The sequence below is a fragment of the Marinobacter alkaliphilus genome, assembly GCF_055394375.1.
This window is the reverse complement of sequence record NZ_AP043751.1, coordinates 2598485-2617505: the sequence shown is the minus strand read 5'-3', so window position 1 is coordinate 2617505 and position 19021 is coordinate 2598485. Positions and strand designations below refer to the sequence as shown.

15 protein-coding genes are annotated in these 19021 nt (G+C 55.4%); 4 read left to right on the top strand and 11 right to left on the bottom strand.

The genetic code is table 11. The annotated features are described in order from the left end of the window. Positions 1–790 precede the first annotated feature (790 nt). The 8 genes from ACZ5Q2_RS11950 to ACZ5Q2_RS11915 form a co-directional block, all read right to left on the bottom strand. A complete protein-coding gene (locus ACZ5Q2_RS11950) occupies positions 791–1177 on the bottom strand; it encodes a RidA family protein (protein WP_431475200.1) in 387 nt (128 codons plus the stop codon). Between the two features lie 111 nt (positions 1178–1288). Beyond that, positions 1289–1696: a VOC family protein gene (locus ACZ5Q2_RS11945; protein WP_354449542.1), complete on the bottom strand. Its 408-nt coding sequence runs from the start codon at positions 1694–1696 to the stop codon at positions 1289–1291. Positions 1697–1751: 55 nt separating this feature from the next. Next, complete coding sequence (locus ACZ5Q2_RS11940; protein ID WP_354449541.1) at positions 1752–2165, bottom strand: GNAT family N-acetyltransferase; 414 nt, start codon at positions 2163–2165, stop codon at positions 1752–1754. 542 nt (positions 2166–2707) lie between these two features. After that, entirely contained in the window at positions 2708–3367 is a 660-nt protein-coding gene (locus ACZ5Q2_RS11935; protein WP_432210077.1) for a protein-tyrosine phosphatase family protein, read from the bottom strand. 118 nt (positions 3368–3485) lie between these two features. Then, positions 3486–4814: a group II intron reverse transcriptase/maturase gene (gene ltrA / locus ACZ5Q2_RS11930; protein ID WP_230716002.1), complete on the bottom strand. Its 1329-nt coding sequence runs from the start codon at positions 4812–4814 to the stop codon at positions 3486–3488. 482 nt (positions 4815–5296) lie between these two features. Continuing rightward, entirely contained in the window at positions 5297–5617 is a 321-nt protein-coding gene (locus ACZ5Q2_RS11925; RefSeq protein WP_023007682.1) for a hypothetical protein, read from the bottom strand. Between the two features lie 117 nt (positions 5618–5734). After that, positions 5735–6145: an immunity 70 family protein gene (locus ACZ5Q2_RS11920; RefSeq protein WP_061334055.1), complete on the bottom strand. Its 411-nt coding sequence runs from the start codon at positions 6143–6145 to the stop codon at positions 5735–5737. Positions 6146–7481: 1336 nt separating this feature from the next. Further along, complete coding sequence (locus ACZ5Q2_RS11915) at positions 7482–7751, bottom strand: CPCC family cysteine-rich protein (protein ID WP_432210078.1); 270 nt, start codon at positions 7749–7751, stop codon at positions 7482–7484. Between the two features lie 1199 nt (positions 7752–8950). Here ACZ5Q2_RS11915 and ACZ5Q2_RS11910 point away from each other — a divergent pair. Continuing rightward, positions 8951–9943: an integron integrase gene (locus ACZ5Q2_RS11910; protein ID WP_286920967.1), complete on the top strand. Its 993-nt coding sequence runs from the start codon at positions 8951–8953 to the stop codon at positions 9941–9943. Here the strand turns inward: ACZ5Q2_RS11910 and ACZ5Q2_RS11905 are convergent. Continuing rightward, positions 9940–10275: a 4a-hydroxytetrahydrobiopterin dehydratase gene (locus ACZ5Q2_RS11905; RefSeq protein ID WP_432210079.1), complete on the bottom strand. Its 336-nt coding sequence runs from the start codon at positions 10273–10275 to the stop codon at positions 9940–9942. The genes ACZ5Q2_RS11910 and ACZ5Q2_RS11905 overlap by 4 nt on opposite strands. A gap of 126 nt (positions 10276–10401) precedes the next feature. On the opposite strand from ACZ5Q2_RS11905, the gene imuA reads away from it, so the two are divergent. The 3 genes from imuA to ACZ5Q2_RS11890 are packed head-to-tail and all read left to right on the top strand — an operon-like array spanning position 10402 to position 15631. After that, a complete protein-coding gene (gene imuA, locus ACZ5Q2_RS11900; RefSeq protein WP_061332707.1) occupies positions 10402–11091 on the top strand; it encodes a translesion DNA synthesis-associated protein ImuA in 690 nt (229 codons plus the stop codon). A 5-nt stretch (positions 11092–11096) separates the two neighbouring features. After that, positions 11097–12515 carry a Y-family DNA polymerase gene (locus tag ACZ5Q2_RS11895; protein ID WP_432210080.1) on the top strand — a complete coding sequence of 473 codons (1419 nt, stop codon included), beginning with the start codon at positions 11097–11099 and terminating at the stop codon, positions 12513–12515. After that, positions 12515–15631 (top strand): error-prone DNA polymerase, encoded by a 3117-nt coding sequence (locus ACZ5Q2_RS11890; RefSeq protein ID WP_432210081.1) that lies wholly within the window; start codon positions 12515–12517, stop codon positions 15629–15631. The genes ACZ5Q2_RS11895 and ACZ5Q2_RS11890 overlap by 1 nt, the downstream gene beginning before the upstream one ends. Positions 15632–15889: 258 nt before the next feature. Here ACZ5Q2_RS11890 and ACZ5Q2_RS11885 read toward each other — a convergent pair whose 3' ends face one another. Then, a complete protein-coding gene (locus ACZ5Q2_RS11885; RefSeq protein WP_061332704.1) occupies positions 15890–17212 on the bottom strand; it encodes a sodium ion-translocating decarboxylase subunit beta in 1323 nt (440 codons plus the stop codon). 13 nt (positions 17213–17225) lie between these two features. Next, positions 17226–19004 (bottom strand): sodium-extruding oxaloacetate decarboxylase subunit alpha, encoded by a 1779-nt coding sequence (oadA, locus tag ACZ5Q2_RS11880; protein ID WP_061332703.1) that lies wholly within the window; start codon positions 19002–19004, stop codon positions 17226–17228. Positions 19005–19021 lie beyond the last annotated feature (17 nt).

Here is a 19021-nt window from a genome sequence, read left to right as displayed (position 1 = left end):
CACGATGAAGACCAATCCCTGGCTAACAACTCGACGGCATGCTCCGTTGCCTTGGCACCAAAATACGCTGATGCAACTTGATTAAAACCACCGCCTATAACGCGGCGAACGACCCTGAACTTCAGAGTAGCAGATCGAAATTCAGTTTTCGTCGGATTGCCACGCACGGCGAACACTGAACTTTATACCTGCCGAATATTCCGATTGAGCTATCAGCCAGACTGCGAGTTTTGACGGCCTTGGCGGTGCTCCAAGAGTACCCGGTTTGCTGCCCATTTGAGGCCAAGGCCCCATGGCACCGAAACACCCCAAAAGATCCAAGGCACTACCAGCTAACGCCAGCCAGCATGCGCGGCTGCGAAATGGAGGCGAAGCCGCAATGTAGTAGGCGTCGCTGTGCCTGGCCTTGTTATAAATTGGGACATGGAACCTCAGTTTAGATCCTTGCGGCGCTTGTTGATGTCTCCCAGAACTAGACCTGTAAAGATAAAGATAAACGGAGACCCAAACTGGCTTATAGCAGTATCAAGACCAGAGCCCACCAAAATTGCCAATGCATGCAGTACTCCTGCGCAGATCAGAAAAGCTGGCAAAAGTAGCTGTAGTAGTTTGATCCATTTACTCATATGCCCCAGAAGCCCTGCCTCGGCCTTAATCTAATAGCAGCTATCCACTGTCCGTCTACTGCCCAACAAAGCCTTCTCAAAATTTATAACGCCAGCCATAAGCGGCGGCCCGACAGGGACGTCCGGTGGAGGGCCACCGGCCCGGAACAGACTTAATGGCTTTGTTATACCTGACCCAGGACACAATCGATCTCCGTTTCTACAAGCCAGTCCGGATTGATGAAGCGGCTTACTTCAACAAACGTACACGCGGGCTTTATTGCAGAAAATAGCTCACCATGTGCTTTGGCGGCTTCCTCCCAACGAGAAATGTCAGTGAGCATGATGCGAGTTCTAATTATATCTGTCGGTTTTCCTCCAGCCTCTTCGATAGCCCGAATAGACAGTTCCAAGCAATACTTGGTCTGCCCATAAACATCCCCAACGCAGGTAGTTTCACCATTCTCTATGGGTGCCGTGCCGGCGACAGAAATCATGTTTTCAACTCTGCATGCTCTGGAAAACCCAATCGGTTCTTCCAAAGGAGAGCCTGAACTTACCAGTTTTCTCATATGCTCCTCCATGAGGTATAACGCCGCGCACACCGGCGCGAGCTTGCGAGCGTCCGGCAGCCGGAGGCTGCGTAGTGCTGCGCTTGGTTATGTGTTGACTTTTCCGCCACGTTAATCCGTTAGGTTGAGTTGCCAAGACACTCCATACCTATCCTTCAGCCACCCAAACTTCTCGCTAAAGCCATAGTTATCCAAAGGCATCAGCTCCGAGCCGCCGTCGGCTAAGGCCCGAAAAGCCTCCTCGATTTCGTTCGAGGACTCACACTCGACATACAATGACATGGAGGGAGTAAAACTAAATTGGTGATCAAGGTGACTGTCCAGCGCCATTAACTCAGTTCCGTTTATCGTAAACCGAGCCATTTTGGTAGAACCTTCTGGTTCATGCTCACCGGCTCCGTAGCGCTGAATATCGGTGATCTGTGAACCAGGAAATAAAGAAGTATAGAACCTAATTGCCTCCTCGGCTTTCCCGGCCTGCTCTCCGACAAACATGAGCGAAGTCGTGATGGATTTCATCTGCTCCTCCAATCCGATGGGTACACATAACGCCACCGCGTATTGATGCGCCTTGTTATAAATCAGTGACTTTGGTGCTCATGAGAGCACTGTTTCCAGTGAACCCAAACTGCTCGTAGAGCCCTTGTGCATCTCGGGTTTGCAACACCATCTGGGTTCCCTTTATGGCCGGGTGCACTAGCAAACACTCCATGATCCACTTACCGAGGCCGCTACCGCGAAATTTGGGTTCAACCACAATATCTGCCACCCAGGTAAAAGTAGCACTATCGGTGACTGCCCGCCCAAAACCGATCTGTGTAGAACCATGATAAAGGCTGAAGCAGATGGAGCCTGAAACCATGCGATCTACGATTTCTCGAGGGCGGCGGCCACCCCAATAGGTTGCGGCAAGCAAGCGGTGGACGACATCCAGTTGCACCTTGGATCTGTCATCAGTGATTAGGTAGTCGTCCTTGCGCCATTCCATCGATGGCTACTCCCTGATTTATAACGCCGAAGCACAGCGGCGACCTTGGAGTGGCGACGAAGGAGCCACGGAAAGGGCGTCCGGCGGCCATCGGCCGCGTACTGCTGCGACTTGTTAAAAATTGGTCCAACTCCGAGGGTAGCGCAAACGAAAGATTACCGAAGTAACTTCAGCTAACCTCAAACGGCCAAGTAAAACCAGAGACAAAAAAGCTCCCTGGACGCAAACGATTAGCGCCGCTACCAACAGCAAAACCATTGCACCTGCAAAGAACGCGGTCGGATCGCCAGGTTGGGCAGAGCCAGCAAGATCAATTCCTACCGAAGCGGCTAAGATGGGAACCAAAGCGAAGTACCAGATGCCGATGCCTATCCCTACGCCCAACCCCGTGGCTACATTTGAACATACTCTGTAGTAGGGCTTTAGCCTTGCCGCGTCATGAAAGAATTTCCGTATATGCCCCATACTCTCCCGATTTTTAACGACTTGGCTTTGCGGCGCACCGGAGCGAAAGCGCAGGTGCGTCCGACAACAGCCACTTGTTATAAATCATAGCCACCATTGAAAATAACCCGAAAGCTTTCTAGCTGATGCTTTTTAATTTTCTGTTCCATCGCATCTTTACCGACTATCCCCTTTATTCTCCGGCAAACCGGGGAATATTTTTCTATCCAATATTGATGCTCAAGATTTTTAAGCCAATTGGTGTCTGTCTCGTCAGTCGGAAATTTTTCAAGTAGGTTTAGATAGACAGAAATTGAGTAGGAAAGAATCGAAATATTGTGAAGGAGCGAGAGGAGCGCGTCATTAAATGCCTCATTGGACTCTAGTTCCTTGTTTGAAACTGCGTAAATTATCGTTCTTAAGGGCAACCCGCGATACTCCTCTCCGAAGCATCCATTGTTGAACGGCAAATCCAAGTTTCTTTCAAGCTGCTGATCCAGTCGGCCTAAAGCTTCTCGGATAACCAGCAACTTTTGTTGATAGGTGTTGGATTTAAAACTCTTATAGACAAGATAGCCTGCAAGCAAGGCAGCTGCAGGCGCAAGTACACCGCCGAAGTACGCTCCGAAGCTAGCCCAATCTTGATTGTTGGAGCTGATGGTTAGCTGGCCATTGCTCACCATGGCCAGAATATAAACGCCCCCAACGACAAGAAGCAGGATGATGAAGCCAGCCAAGCTAAGACGGAAATCGCGCAAAAGTCCCCCTTGGTTTATAACGCTGAAGGTAACCGGCGCCGGTCGAGTAGGCCCTGGGAACCACCCCCAAAGCCTCTCACAGAACCGTACGTGAACCTCTCGATTCATACGGCTCTTGTTATCCAACCACTGCCCTTGATCCTGCCCAGTGCGCAAATAGATCCGGCCGTCGCCGACGCAGTCCATTCACTCTCCGGGCAGCCTGTAACAGACCTCTGAGTTTCCGATACTTCCCTAATGCCCACCGGCTCAACCTCAGATCGAAATGAAACAGCACATTCCGAATGTAACTGCGGCCAAACAGGCTATAGTACTGCATCCAGCCTCGGAGGCGGGACTGACAGAATCGAGCGAACTGCCCGAGTTCTTTCTGTCGCCACCATTTCCAGGGCCACTCGTTGATCTGCTTGCGGATCTCTTTCGCTGCACTCTGGCTGATGGCCGCCGTGAAGTAGACTTTCTTTTGTCCCAACCGGTTGCGGATCAGCCGCGGTCGGAAGGTGTAACCCAGAAAATCAAACGCGATCTCCGGGTAGTCCCGCCGGTTGTACTCGCTCTTACAATACACAATCTTTGTCTTGCGGGGATGGAGCGTCAAGCCACACGCTGTGAATCGTGCCTCAAGGACCGATTTCAGTGCTTGAGCTTCCCGTTCACTGGAACAATGGCATACGATATCGTCCGCATAGCGTTCGAACTGGATGCCACCCCAGCGCTTCTCCACCCAGCGATCAAAGACGTAGTGCAGGAACAGGTTTGCCAGTAAGGGACTGATCACACCGCCTTGCGGCGTGCCCCGATCGCGTTCCTCCACGGAACCATCCGCCAACTGAACCGGCGCGCTTAGCCAGCGCCGGATGTACAGCTTCTGCCAGTCCTCGGTCACATGACGATCCACGGCCTTAATTAATAGGTTGTGGTCGATGTTGTCGAAGAAGCCTTGAATGTCCATATCCAGCACCCAGGCTTTCTTCCAGCACCGGGCCTGAGTCTGTTTCAGCGCATCGTGCGCTGACTTTCCCGGGCGGTAGCCGTAAGAGTCCGGGTGGAAGTGTTGTTCCAGTTCCGGTTCAATCAGCAGCTTGACCACCATCTGCGCAATGCGGTCGGCAACCGTTGGGATGCCGAGACGACGGGTTGCCCCATCCGCCTTTTCGATCTCCACGCGCAAAACCGGTGGTGGATGATAGCTTCCTGAGGACAAACGGTTCCAAAGCTTGTAAAGGTTATTGCTGAGGTCACCATCAAAGTCTTCCAGACTCTGATGATCTACCCCGGCGCTACCTTTGTTGGCTCGAACCCGCTTGTAGGCCTGATAGACCAAGGCCTTCGGGATGGTAAATGGTTTTGCCTGACCCTGACGGCTCCTCCCGGAATTCGGTTGGCCATCTAGATCCGACGGGATAACTTGCCCCCTTCGCTCCACACCCATTACAGGTGTTTCCACACTACTACGGGCCAATCCGTCCCTGTGTCCTGCATCGGTACTCTCGCCTCGTGGGATCTCCACTTGTGCTTCTCCCTTAACATCAGGACGACAGGTTCTCATGTTCCATACTCAAGCCTGTACCCAGGTCATGCCGCCTCAAGACCGGCTGCCGCTGTGTCCGTTGTGCCAGCTCACGTCACAGCTCATCCCGGGGAGACGCTCGGTCCCCGGTTCTGACAACATCTGTCTACATTTCGACCCCTTATCGGCGGTTCACTTTCGTTCATCTCCTTGGGTACGTACCTGACCGCTCTTGACGGCCTTTTCCCATGTCGCTCACGACCCGCACTCTTAATGCAAGCCGCACAGGGCGGTTTGATCCCGGTGTCTGGTCACCGAGACCGAGGGGCCTTCCCTCATCTTGAGTACAGCAAGAAAGACTGAAGTCTTTCGTCATGACACACGAGCGCAGCGTAGTTGGCGTCCCGTTGACCACCTGGTTATGCCAGTTGCTGGAGCCAATCACGAAACCACTCCGTAGGCATTTGCTCTTCCTCGAAATTTTTCGCTCGGAGCTCCTCAAGTGAATAGGTGTTCGCCAGATATAGATCCCACTGAGTTTCCACATCAGTGAGGATTGGCAGTAACGACTCAATTTCCGGCTCCGCATCAACATCGAGGTACTTGCACCAGAATCTATCGCACCACTCCGCAATTTGTTTGTGGGAGTAAGGAGATGTCGACGGCTCTGCACCCCACTTCAGCATTTTGAGCGCTGCTTCCCGCGTAAATGGCATAGCTGCCGGAGTGCTCAATTCCATACTAGGTGTCCCGACCTAAAAGGGCATAACGCTGAATATTAAGCGGCGCCTTCGTAGCGCAGCGTAGTAGGCGTCCGGCGGACGGCCGCGAGGCCGGTAGCGAACTTGAATGATTTGTTAGCCAAGTTTCGCGTCCTTCTGCTTATCTACTGATAACTGCAAGACCTCTTCTAGTAACGCAAACAAATCCCGACCAGTGCTAGAGACAAAGTAATTACCAAGACTCGTGATATCAGGGGATATGCTGGTACCCCATGGCGGTTGAGCATCTCGGTTTTCTATGTCCCACACAACATCTGAAGGTGGAATCCTATCGAGCACCGCCTTTGCGTCACGAAGCTCTTCGAGCGCTGCAGCTGCATGGGAGTGGGGCAGATAGCCTTGATAAAGCTCGTTCATTAAATGGGGGTATCGACTGCCCCAACCATGTGGTTCACAGTGAATGGTGACTGTAGAAAAAAATGAGTGAACAAAACTTCCGGCACCAATTTCAGCGGTAATTGATCCTACCGTAATCCCTACTGCCATGACTTCTCCTATTGGCTAACGCCTGCATAAACGGCGCCCGACTAGGGCGTCCGGTGGAGGCCCATCGGGCCGGAACGTATTTAATGCACTGGTTAGCTGGGGGTCACGATGAAGACCAATCCCTGGCTAACAACTCGACGGCATGCTCCGTTGCCTTGGCACCAAAATACGCTGATGCAACTTGATTAAAACCACCGCCTATAACGCGGCGAACGACCCTGAACTTCAGAGTAGCAGATCGAAATTCAGTTTTCGTCGGATTGCCACGCACGGCGAACACTGAACTTTATACCTGCCGAATATTCCGATTGAGCTATCAGCCAGACTGCGAGTTTTGACGGCCTTGGCGGTGCTCCAAGAGTACCCGGTTTGCTGCCCATTTGAGGCCAAGGCCCCATGGCACCGAAACACCCCAAAAGATCCAAGGCACTACCAGCTAACGCCGAAGCACAGCGGCGACCTTGGAGTGGCGACGAAGGAGCCACGGAAAGGGCGTCCGGCGGCCATCGGCCGCGTACTGCTGCGACTTGTTAAAAATTGGTCCAACTCCGAGGGTAGCGCAAACGAAAGATTACCGAAGTAACTTCAGCTAACCTCAAACGGCCAAGTAAAACCAGAGACAAAAAAGCTCCCTGGACGCAAACGATTAGCGCCGCTACCAACAGCAAAACCATTGCACCTGCAAAGAACGCGGTCGGATCGCCAGGTTGGGCAGAGCCAGCAAGATCAATTCCTACCGAAGCGGCTAAGATGGGAACCAAAGCGAAGTACCAGATGCCGATGCCTATCCCTACGCCCAACCCCGTGGCTACATTTGAACATACTCTGTAGTAGGGCTTTAGCCTTGCCGCGTCATGAAAGAATTTCCGTATATGCCCCATACTCTCCCGATTTTTAACGCCAGCCAGCATGCGCGGCTGCGAAATGGAGGCGAAGCCGCAATGTAGTAGGCGTCGCTGTGCCTGGCCTTGTTATAAATTGGGACATGGAACCTCAGTTTAGATCCTTGCGGCGCTTGTTGATGTCTCCCAGAACTAGACCTGTAAAGATAAAGATAAACGGAGACCCAAACTGGCTTATAGCAGTATCAAGACCAGAGCCCACCAAAATTGCCAATGCATGCAGTACTCCTGCGCAGATCAGAAAAGCTGGCAAAAGTAGCTGTAGTAGTTTGATCCATTTACTCATATGCCCCAGAAGCCCTGCCTCGGCCTTAATCTAATAGCAGCTATCCACTGTCCGTCTACTGCCCAACAAAGCCTTCTCAAAATTTATAACGCCGTGGTAATGGGCGCCAACGGAGCAACGCGTAGTTGGCGTCCCGTTGACCACCTTGTTAGAGCCTAATGGAACGTAACTCTCGGCCATAGAGCGAACGCTTCTCAGTGGGAAGTACATTCCGAACCATGTCCGGGTCGCACGCTCCGTATTTCGCGAAGTTTGCTCGTGCCTGTCGAATCGTAAGCCCCTTATTAGCGCCTGATTCAGCGTCCAGCTCCTCTATGCCAAAGCTATCGTCTTCCCAAAAACAAACGGGACAGATTTCATAATCCTGCCCGTCAGGGAGAGTGAAGTAGTCGCAGCATGGGCACTGATTCAATTTCATTCTGTAGCTCTAACGCTGATGGTAACCGGCGCCGGAGCGCAGCGGAGGGAACCAAAAGCTGTAAGCTTTTGGCGTCCGGTTGACCGCCTGGTTAGTGGCCGGTCACCACCAAAGTCTCCCTTGGCACCCAGCGCTGCATGCCCTCTCCCGAACAGCTTGCACCAACCAGACGGATGGCGAAAGGAACCAGAACGCAAACCGAACCAGCCCGATTACTGTTTGAACTGGACGGCCCCGCGACTGGGGCACGCCATGAATAACCAGGCTGCGGGTGACTTTGGCAACCAACCCCGACAGCAACTTTTCCGGCCTTGGCCATCATCACTATAAGCGGCTTTGCAGCCAAGTCCGGTGCCAAGGCCTTTGCACTGAGCCCGCCAAAAATGAAGACGGCCTGGGCCATTAACGCTGCCAGCATGCGCGCCTTTGTAGTGGAGGCGAAGCCGCAACGAAAAAGGCGTCGCTGTGCCTGGCCTGGTTATGTGGTTTAACGACCTTCACCCAAACTTCCGACCGTTGCTGACTTCGAATCTATCGAGAGCCACCAGTCCCGCCAACCAATATGGTAGACCACTGAAAAGATAGCTACGTCATGGCCTCGGTTTGACCCTAAGCCACGGAAAAAGGTATCGGCTGGCTGCTCAATCATGCAACGGAGAGTGCCATCCAATTCGTACACAAATATTTTTTTAGAATCCTGATCACTACCCGCCAGAACAACGACTGCATCCTGTTCACCGCTATAAACCGCTTGGTCAACGCCAGACACTGATACCGATATCTCGCTGCCGTTTAGCTCCCAAGTAACCTGACTCCGACTGAATTTGCAGTCCATACTCTTAAGTCCTAAACCACATAACAGCTAATTCAACGACAAAAGACATCTATGCAAAATACGCTTATTCCAAGCAACCCCAAACACCCACTTGGATTTCTCTTTTTTCAACAATGAGTTATCTGGCACTAGCAATGCCAGCCGGGAAATATGCGTCAAATGTCGCTGATTCCGCAAGGAGCTTGTTCGCTTATCTGCATTTCACCGATACCAACTCTTCCATATTTTTCAGTGGTTTGTAAGACCATCATATAAAAAACACGAAATTTTGCGACAGATGTCGTATAGCTCCACGTCTCATCGTGCAATTACACCAATCAAAACCTAGAATACTGTATATCCAAACAGCATGGAGGCTATAAGCATGATTCTGGATGTACCACCAAAGCTACCAGAGAACCCAACCCGCTTCATGGATCAGCTTCGCTCTTTGATTCGAAGCCGGAACCTGGCCTACAAAACCGAACAAACCTATTGCCACTGGATCAAACGGTTTATCCGGTTTCATGGCATGCAACACCCCTCCACCTGCGCCACAAAAGAAGTGGAACAATTTCTCTCTCATCTCGCGGTTCAGCGCAACAGCAGTATTAGTACACAGCGAACAGCGCTGAATGCCATCGTATTTCTCTTTCGTGAATTCCTTCAACAACCTCTGGATGAGTTGTCTTTTGAACTAGCAAGAAAACCTCGTCGACTGCCAACGGTGTTTACGCACGACGAAGCCAAAGCTGTGATAAGCCATCTAGAAGGTGCCTCCCAACTGGTAGCACGCCTGATGTATGGTTCAGGACTCCGGATTAACGAAGTGTTGAGGCTTCGAGTAAAAGATATTGATTTTGGCATGCAGCAGATTATTGTTCGCAGCGGCAAAGGCAATAAGGACAGAACAACCCTGCTCCCGGAGTCATTGCTAAAACCACTGGAATTACAGATCGAGCTCTGCCTTGTACAGCACAAGCAAGATTTGGCCAGTGGTCATGGTGAGGTTTACATGCCCTCTGCGCTAAATCGCAAGTTTCCGGAGGCGGCCAAGGAGCCAGCCTGGCAATACTTGTTTCCAGCTGGCAAGCTATCTAAAGACCCACGCAGCAATACCCTGCGTCGACACCATCTGTTGGATCGCAGTGTTCAAAGAGCCATTGGGGCGGCCATTCGAGAAGCCGGCATCTACAAGCAGGCAAACAGTCACGTCCTGCGTCACAGCTTTGCAACCAGGCTGCTTGAAGCCGGCTACGACATTCGCACTATCCAGAAGCTACTCGGCCATTCCGATGTCCGTACCACCGAAATCTACACCCATGTTGTCCGTAAAGGCGGCTTTGGTGTGCGCAGCCCGGTGGACGAGGCCTTTTAATAAAGCTCGTCTGTTCTGGCGGCCATAATGAAATCATTTTTGTGCAAACCGCCGATTTTGTGAGTCCACCAGCGCACGGTGGCTTTGCCCCACTCCAGCAGAATCGCGGGGTGGTGGTTTTCAACTTCGGCCAGGTCCGCCACTTTGTTGGTGAAGGCTTGCGCTTCCACGAAGTTCTTGAAGGTGAAGACCCTGCGTAGCTGTTCCTCGCCGTCTACCATCACATCTTCCCAGTCTGGGATCACGCTCAGCAGTTCCTGCTTCTCCTGGCCGGTCACTTTCGGTGCGTCTGAACGGCAGGCTTCACAGGCGTGTTGGCTCAGTTTTGTCATGGCTGTTTCTCCTCTCCTGGTTACTGTGTCCAGCGTGGGTGGCGTGAGCGGTTTTATCAAGTGGGTAGTTGAAATTCCGCCCCCACAATAATACTGTATATATAAACAGTGTTCAGAGATTTCCCCATGAGTGACCTTCTCAGCAGTCTTCTGCAGGATGCCCGCGTATGGCAGGGCCACAAGCACAGAAAAACTACGCAGCCAGCAGAGCCGACAGGCTATCAGGTTCTGGACAATCAACTGGGTGGCCTTGGTTGGCCCCGGGGCGCGTTGAGCGAATGCCTGCTGGATGCCCTCGGCATTGGTGAGTTGCACCTTGTTTTGCCATTAATGCAGCGCTTGTCTGAGCAGGGCAAGACCGTTTTCTGGCTGAACCCGCCGCACACGCCCTATGCCCCTGCCCTGGCCCGGGAAGGCGTGAATCTGGACCATCTGGTGGTGATCAACACAGACGATCAGGGCGATTTCCTGTGGACACTTGAGAACTGCCTGCGCTCACCGGTAACCGGGCTGGTGCTCGCCTGGCCTGGCAAGCTTGCCAGCCGGGATATCCGGCGGCTACAGCTGGCATCAGAAGCCGGCGGCAATGTGTGTGTGCTGTTCCGTAGCCGCCGGCAGGCGGATCAAAACTCACCTGCGGCTTTGCGCCTGGAACTGGTGCCAGGGGATCACCAGGACCTCAAAGTAAATATCATCAAACGCCGTGGCAGCTGGCCTGGCCAGCGTTGTTCCCTGGCGTTAGGGCACCGGGCAGACATCACCACTCAGGATTCATCCCGTGTGGTTCAGGGGCCGTGGCCCCGTTCGCAAGGGTAAGCTGCATGCTCTGGCTTTACCTGCACTTCCCGCATTTGCTGCTGGACCACATCCACCGGAATCAGCCATCCACAGGAGCCCTGGCGATTGTGGATGGCGCCGGGCATACCGTGGTTCAGGCCTGCCCAAACGCCAGGGATCTTGGTATTGAAGCCGGTATGCGCCTGAAGACTGCCCTGGGCCTGGCACCAGAACTGAGCATCATGCGTACCGAAGCCAGGCAGGAAGCCTGGCTTTTGGAAGACCAGGCGCGCTGGCTATACCGCTATGCAGCACACATTACCCTCTCACCGCCAGACGGTATCTGGGCAGAAGTCAGCAGCCTGCAGAAACTGTATGGCGGCTTGCCTTCTATCTGGCAAACCGTGGAGCAGGCGCTGGCCGAACGTAAACTGACCGCCTGGGTCGCCATTGGCCATACGCCCCTGGCCGCACAGTTACTGGCCCGGGCCGGCAAAGGGGAATGCACGGCAGACAAACACCACATTCTTACATCGGTGGGAAGCCTGCCCTTGCCGGCCGCAGGGTTTGATGAAAAGTCCTGCACCCGCTTACAACGCCTGGGGCTGAACACCCTGGCAGAGGTGTTTGCCCTGCCCCCCACAGAGCTGGCCCGGCGACTGTCACCAGAACTGCTGGCCATGGTCCAGAAAATCCAGGGCACCCGGCCAGACCCAAAAGCCCCCTGGCAACCACCCCACAGTTTCCGGCAAAAAGCCGACTTCATTCACGAAGTGGAGCACACCGAGGGGCTGCTGTTCTCATTACAGCGGATTCTGTCAGAACTGGAAGAAGACCTGTGCTGGCGCCAGCAAGACACGGATACCCTGTTACTGATTCTGCAGCACCGGCATCAGCAAGCCACCCGTTTACGCATTCGCACTACCGGGCCGGAACACCGGGCCGAGATGTTTCTGAAACTGATACGCCTGAAGCTGGACCAACACCCCTTGAGCGCACCGGTCACCGGCCTGATTCTGGCAGTCAAACGCTTCACCGGCCGGGAAGCCCCGTTAGGCCGGGATCTGTTGGGCGAAACGGAAGACCTGGACGAAGCCTGGCACACGCTGATCAGCCGCCTGCAGGCACGCCTGGGCGAACAGTCCCTGAAACGGCTTGCGGCCAGGGCTGATCACCGGCCCGAGTGTGCCTGGTCTGCCAGCAATCCGGGCAAACCCGGTAAACTCCGGCCACAGGCTTCAGTGACACTGCCCCGGCGCCCCTTGTGGCTCCTGAAGGCCCCCCGGCCTCTGGCTCAGCCCCCGGAGACCTGGCATTCCGGCCCTGAGCGCATCAGCGGTGGCTGGTGGGATGGCCAGCGGGTTCACCGGGATTACTACATCGCCCAGTTGCCGGGCGGCGGACTGGCTTGGGTGTTCCGGGACGTTCAGGGTGGCTGGTTCATACACGGATGGTTTGGCTGATGGCTACCGGCTACGCAGAATTATTCTGCTTCAGTAATTTCACTTTTCTGACCGGGGCTTCACACCCCCACGAGCTGGCCAAACGTGCCCTGGAGCTGGGCTACAACGCTATCGCCATCACCGATGCTTGCTCCGTTGCCGGCATTCCCAGAGCCTGGGCTGCTCTGAAAGACAGCCCGGTAAAACTGATTACCGGTAGCTGGTTTGAACTGGAAGATGCGCCCCCCGGTGGTGCAGCTACCCGCTTTATACTGCTGGCCCGTAACCGCAAGGGTTATGGACAACTCTGCCAGCTGATCACAACCGGCCGGCGCCGGGCAGAGAAAGGCCAATATCAGCTGTTTACCCGGGATATCGAAACCCAAGAGCTGGATAACTGCCTCTGCCTGTGGCTACCACCGGCATCGTCGGCTGCCAGCTACGAGCAAGCCGAGGTTTGTGGCGAATGGTTGCAACGGTTGTTTGAGCAACGCCTGCGCATTGGCGCTACCCGCACCCTGGAAGCGGGCGAAGAGCAACAGCTGGCTCGTGTACGCAAGCTGGCCGATCAGCTCAAACTTGCCATTGCCGCAACCGGCGAAGTACACATGCACGCCAGGGAGCGCCAGCCCCTGCAAGATGTACTCACGGCACTGCGCCATCACTCCACGGTCGAAAACGCTGGCCACTGCCTGTTCCAGAACGGCGAGCGTTACCTGCGGCCACTCCCGGTACTGCAACGCCTGTTCCCCCAGGCCTGGCTTCAGGAAACCGTCAACATTGCCAACAGCTGCCGTTTCGAGCCCGGCAGCCTGCGCTATGAATACCCGCCTGACCTTGTACCGAAGGGCGAACCCCCGGCGGCCTACCTAAAACGCCTGACCCGGGACGGCGAACGCCGCCGCTACCCCAGGGGCACGCCCATGAAGGTGCAGGCATTAATCCGCAAAGAGCTGGGTTTGATCTCGGAGCTCAACTACGAGCATTACTTCCTCACCATCCACGACATCGTGGCCTTTGCTCGCAGCCGCGGTATCTTGTGCCAGGGGCGAGGATCGGCCGCCAACTCGGCCGTCTGTTACTGCCTGGGCATCACCGAAGTGAACCCCGCCAAGGTGGAGCTGCTGTTCGAACGTTTCATCTCGAAAGACCGGGACGAGCCACCGGATATCGATGTGGATTTTGAGCACCAACGGCGGGAAGAAGTCATCCAGTACATCTATCAACGTTATGGCCGGGAACGGGCGGCACTGGCGGCAACGGTTATCCGCTATCGCCCCCGCAGCGCCATCCGCGATGTCGGCAAGGCTCTGGGGTTCGACGCCGCACTGGTGGAAAAGCTGCTCGATGGCATCGACTGGCGCGACAAGGCCACCAACTGGCGCCAGCAAATTATGGATAAAGGGCTCACCCGAAACCCGAAAGTGGCAGACCAGTTCTTTACCCTGGTCAACACAATACTGGGCTTCCCCCGGCACCTGTCCCAGCATGTGGGCGGGTTTGTGATCAGTGCCGGGCCACTGTCCGAGCTGGTGCCGGTAGAAAATGCTGCCATGGAAGGCCGCACCGTGATCCAGTGGGACAAAGACGACCTGGAAAGCCTGGGATTGATGAAGGTGGATGTACTGGCCCTGGGCATGCTCACCGCCATCCGCAAGGCGCTGGCCTTAATCAGCGAGGAAAAGGGCCAAACCTTCACCATCCAGGACGTGCCCCAGGAAGACTCGGCCACCTACGCCATGCTGCAGAAAGGCGACAGCATCGGCGTGTTCCAGGTGGAATCCCGGGCCCAGATCAACATGCTCCCGCGCCTGAAACCGGAAACCTGGTATGACCTGGTGATCGAAGTGGCCATCGTCCGCCCCGGCCCTATTCAGGGCGACATGGTGCACCCTTACCTGCGCCGAAAACACGGACTGGAAGCGGTGGACTACCCGAACGACGCCGTCCGCCAGGTACTGGAACGTACCCTGGGTGTGCCGATCTTCCAGGAACAGGTCATCAAACTGGCCATGGTGGCGGCAGGCTTCAGTGCCGGCGAAGCCGATAAACTGCGCCGCGCCATGGCCGCCTGGAAATCCCACGGCGACCTCACCCCGTTCCGGGACAAACTGATCAGCGGCATGCTGGAACGGGGCCACGATCCGGACTTCGCCGAACGCTTATACCAGCAAATCTGCGGTTTCGGCGGCTACGGCTTCCCGGAATCCCACGCCGCCAGCTTCGCCTTGCTGGTGTACGTCTCCGCCTGGATCAAACGCCACCACCCGGCCGCCTTCTACTGCGCCCTACTCAACAGCCAGCCCATGGGGTTCTACTCCCCCAGCCAGTTGGTACAGGATGCCCAGCGCCACCAGGTAACCGTGCTGCCACCGGATGTGAACCACAGCGCCTGGGAACACACCCTGCAAGGCAAGGAAAAACACCTGCGCCTCGGCCTCAGAATCATACAGGGCCTGTCCTCCAGCGGTGCCGAACGCATTCAGCAGAACCGCCCCGTAAGCGGCTACCAAAGCGCCGCCGAGCTGCGCACCCGCGCGGGCCTCAACCAGCGCGACATGGAACTCCTCGCCGGCGCCAACGCCATGCCCGGCTTCACCAGCAACCGCCACCAGGCTTACTGGCAGTTACTCGAACACGAAGAACCGGCAGAACTCTTCGCCAACGAAACCATGGCCGATTACACCCCGGAGCCCTGCCACCTGCTCCCCGAACCCACCGAAGGCCAGAACGTACTGGCCGACTACAGCAGCCAGGGCTTAACCCTACAAAGGCACCCCCTCGCCCTGCTCCGCGAACAAGGCCACCTGCGCTACTGCCTCACCGCCGACCAACTCAAAACCACCCGCCCCGGCATCCCCGTACAAGTCGCCGGCCTCGTCACCGGCCGCCAACGCCCCGGCACCGCCTCTGGCGTCACCTTCGTCACCCTCGAAGACGAAACCGGCAACATCAACGTCGTCGTCTGGCTAGACACCGCCCGCCGCCAACGAAAACCGTTACTCACCGCCCGGTTGTTACACGTAAAGGGGATTATCGAAAAGGAGGGAGATATCGTTCATATCATGGCCGGAAAGCTGTCTGACCTGAGCCATCTGATTAACGCGTTACCGGTCAGTTCCAGAGATTTTCACTGAACAGCTGGGAACGACCACCACAATGCAAACTTTTCCGCACTCTTAAAGCTGACAACTCGGAGCTCAGAAGCAGCAGGGTGGCGGGGCTTTCCAAAAATGTGCGGAGCCATGGATGGCGGAGCCCAAGCGCCACATGGATGTGCCGAAGGAGCGTTTTTTGGAAAGCCCTGCCACCCTGATGCCAGCACCAAACTAGCAGGCTACAAAAAAGAAAACCCCGCCGAAGCAGGGTTCTCTTAATACAGCAGTGAACAACAATCAGCCAAGCAGCTTGATCATCACACCCGCTGCAACCGCAGAGCCGATAACACCAGCCACATTCGGGCCCATCGCGTGCATCAGCAGGAAGTTCTGCGGGTTCGCCTCCAAGCCAACCTTGTTGGACACCCGCGCCGCCATCGGCACCGCAGACACCCCGGCAGAACCAATCAACGGGTTGATCGCTTCCTTGGTCACCTTATTCATCAACTTGGCCATCAAGATACCGGCAGCGGTACCAACCGCAAAGGCCACCATGCCCAGCACCAGGATACCCAGAGTCTGGCCATCCAGGAACTTGTCCGCCACCAGCTTGGCGCCAACAGACAGCCCCAGGAAGATGGTCACAATGTTGATCAGCGCGTTCTGGGCCGTGTCGCTCAAACGCTCGACCACGCCACACTCACGCATCAGGTTACCGAAGCAGAACATACCCAGCAGCGGAGCCGCATCCGGCAGGAACAGAACCACCGCGATCAGTACCACGATCGGGAAGATGATCTTCTCTTTCTTGCTCACCGGGCGCAGCTGCGACATCTTGATGGCGCGCTCTTTCTGGGTGGTCAGCGCCTTCATGATCGGCGGCTGGATCATCGGCACCAGCGCCATGTAGGCGTAGGCAGAGACCGCGATGGCACCCAGCAGATGCGGAGCCAGAACGCTTGATACGTAGATCGACGTCGGGCCATCCGCACCACCGATAATACCGATGGCCGCTGCTTCACGAATGGTGAACTCAAGAACACCGGTCCAGTCCAGCAGCGCCGCACCAATCACGGTACCAAAGATACCGAACTGAGCGGCGGCACCAAGCAGCAGCGTCTTGGGGTTAGCCAGCAAGGGGCCAAAATCGGTCATCGCGCCAACGCCCATGAAGATCAGCAGCGGGCCAATGGTAGAACCGATAATCACCATGTAGAAGCTGTGCAGCATCCCGTGGCTGTAACCAAGGCTTTGAGCGATGGAATCCGCAGCACTCACCGTGCCGTAGCCAGCCGACTCATAGGCTTCCTTGAAGGCAGCCTTTACCTCAGGGGTAACTGTCTGGCCAGCCTGATAGGCTACATCCAGGGTGCTCGCCAAAGCCGCATACACTTCCGGCTTCGCGAAATGGATGGCGTTCTCGGCCGCAGACAGGGCAAGCCCTGCCTCCGGAATATTCGCCAGGATGCCACCGAACCCAATGGGTACCAGAAGCAATGGCTCAAACTTCTTGTTGATCGCAAGATAGAGAAGCACAAGGCCAACGATGATCATCACCACCTGGCCCGGCTCTATGTTGAACAGGCCACTACCTGTCCACAACGTCAATAACTTTTCCATGGAATGCTGGCCCTTATGCGATTGTCAGCATTTCATCATCAACGGAGACGGCGTCCCCCTCCTTGATGAAGACTTCACCGATGGTACCGGCCTTGGGTGCGCGCACCTCGGTTTCCATTTTCATGGCTTCGAGGATAATCAGCACGTCGCCCTCTTCCACGGTATCACCCGGAGAAACGTGAACCTTCCAGATGTTACCGCCCAGAGGCGCCACCACAGGCTCGCCCTCACCGGCAGCCGGAGCTGCAGCAGCGGCAGGCGCAGAGGCGCCACCCTGGCCTTCAATCTGGCTGATCTCACCACCTTCGTTAACAGCAACCACGTACTTCTTGCCGTTAACTTCCACGGTGTAAGTCTCAGGGCCAGCGGCCTTTTTGGCGGGGGCAACGTCATCGGCACTCGGTACCGGCTCAAATGCATCCGGATTACCGCGGTTTTCCAGGAACTTCAGGCCAATCTGCGGGAACAAGGCGTAGGTCAGAACGTCATCAACTTCCTGCTCAGCCAGTTTGATGCCCTTCTCTTTGGCAATGTCCTTCAGCTCAGCGGTCAGCTTGTCCATTTCCGGTTCAAGCACATCCGCCGGGCGGCAGGTCATCACTTCCTTGCCATCCAGAACACGATCCTGCAATTCTTTGTTCATGGGTGCCGGCGCTGCGCCGTACTCACCCTTCAGGATCGCAGCCGTTTCCTTGGAGATCGACTTGTAACGCTCGCCGGTCAGAACATTCAGTACCGCCTGGGTACCGACAATCTGAGAGGTTGGGGTCACCAGCGGGATGAAGCCCAGGTCTTCGCGAACCTTGGGAATTTCTTCCAGAACCTGATCAAACTTGTCGCTTGCGTTCTGCTCACGCAACTGGTTTTCCATGTTGGTCAGCATGCCGCCCGGCACCTGGGCAATCAGGATGCGGGAATCGGTTCCACGGAGGCTACCTTCAAATTTGGCGTACTTCTTACGCACTTCGCGGAAATAAGCGGCAATTTCTTCCAGCAGGTTCAGGTCCAGGCCGGTGTCACGGTCGGTACCTTCAAGAATGGCCACGACTGCCTCGGTGGGCGAGTGGCCGTAGGTCATACTCATGGAGGAGATTGCGGTGTCCACGTTATCAATGCCGGCTTCCGCAGCCTTGATGGCGGTGGCGGTAGACATGCCAGTGGTGGCGTGGCACTGCATGTGGATCGGGATATCCAGTTCTTTCTTCAGACGACTGACCAGCTCATACGCTACGTAAGGCTTGAGAATGCCCGCCATGTCTTTGATCGCGATGGAATCAGCACCCATATCGGCCACTTCTTTCGCAAGCTCTACCCACATGTCGACGGTATGCACGGGGCTGGTGGTGTAGGCAATGGTGCCCTGGGCATGCTTGCCGGTCTTGCGAACGGCTTTGATGGCACGGTCCATGTTACGAGGATCGTTCATCGCGTCGAAGATACGGAACACGTCGACGCCATTTTCAGCGGCGCGCTCACAGAAACGGTCAACCACATCATCCGCATAATGGCGATAGCCCAACAGGTTCTGACCACGCAACAGCATCTGCTGTTGGGTGTTGGGCATGGCTTTTTTCAGCTCGCGGATGCGCTCCCATGGGTCTTCGCCCAGGTAACGGATACAGGAATCAAAGGTAGCACCACCCCAGGACTCCAGAGACCAGAAACCGACTTTGTCGAGTTTCTCGGCAATGGGCAGCATGTCATCAAGCCGCATACGGGTGGCAAGCAGGGATTGGTGGGCGTCACGCAGAATTACGTCCGTAATCCCCAGCGGTTTCTTGGTATCAGTCATCGTGTCAGCCTTCTGTT

Bases quoted from the DNA above. Each gene is read 5' to 3' on its own strand.
- ACZ5Q2_RS11895 (WP_432210080.1), top strand. From the start codon at position 11,097: ATGCTCTGGCTTTACCTGCACTTCCCGCATTTGCTGCTGGACCACATC.
- ACZ5Q2_RS11945 (WP_354449542.1), bottom strand. From the start codon at position 1,696: ATGAAATCCATCACGACTTCGCTCATGTTTGTCGGAGAGCAGGCCGGG.
- oadA (WP_061332703.1), bottom strand. From the start codon at position 19,004: ATGACTGATACCAAGAAACCGCTGGGGATTACGGACGTAATTCTGCGT.
- ACZ5Q2_RS11885 (WP_061332704.1), bottom strand. From the start codon at position 17,212: ATGGAAAAGTTATTGACGTTGTGGACAGGTAGTGGCCTGTTCAACATA.
- ACZ5Q2_RS11915 (WP_432210078.1), bottom strand. From the start codon at position 7,751: ATGAAATTGAATCAGTGCCCATGCTGCGACTACTTCACTCTCCCTGAC.
- ACZ5Q2_RS11925 (WP_023007682.1), bottom strand. From the start codon at position 5,617: ATGGAATTGAGCACTCCGGCAGCTATGCCATTTACGCGGGAAGCAGCG.
- imuA (WP_061332707.1), top strand. From the start codon at position 10,402: ATGAGTGACCTTCTCAGCAGTCTTCTGCAGGATGCCCGCGTATGGCAG.
- ACZ5Q2_RS11905 (WP_432210079.1), bottom strand. From the start codon at position 10,275: ATGACAAAACTGAGCCAACACGCCTGTGAAGCCTGCCGTTCAGACGCA.
- ACZ5Q2_RS11940 (WP_354449541.1), bottom strand. From the start codon at position 2,165: ATGGAATGGCGCAAGGACGACTACCTAATCACTGATGACAGATCCAAG.
- ACZ5Q2_RS11950 (WP_431475200.1), bottom strand. From the start codon at position 1,177: ATGAGAAAACTGGTAAGTTCAGGCTCTCCTTTGGAAGAACCGATTGGG.
- ACZ5Q2_RS11910 (WP_286920967.1), top strand. From the start codon at position 8,951: ATGATTCTGGATGTACCACCAAAGCTACCAGAGAACCCAACCCGCTTC.
- ACZ5Q2_RS11890 (WP_432210081.1), top strand. From the start codon at position 12,515: ATGGCTACCGGCTACGCAGAATTATTCTGCTTCAGTAATTTCACTTTT.
- ACZ5Q2_RS11920 (WP_061334055.1), bottom strand. From the start codon at position 6,145: ATGGCAGTAGGGATTACGGTAGGATCAATTACCGCTGAAATTGGTGCC.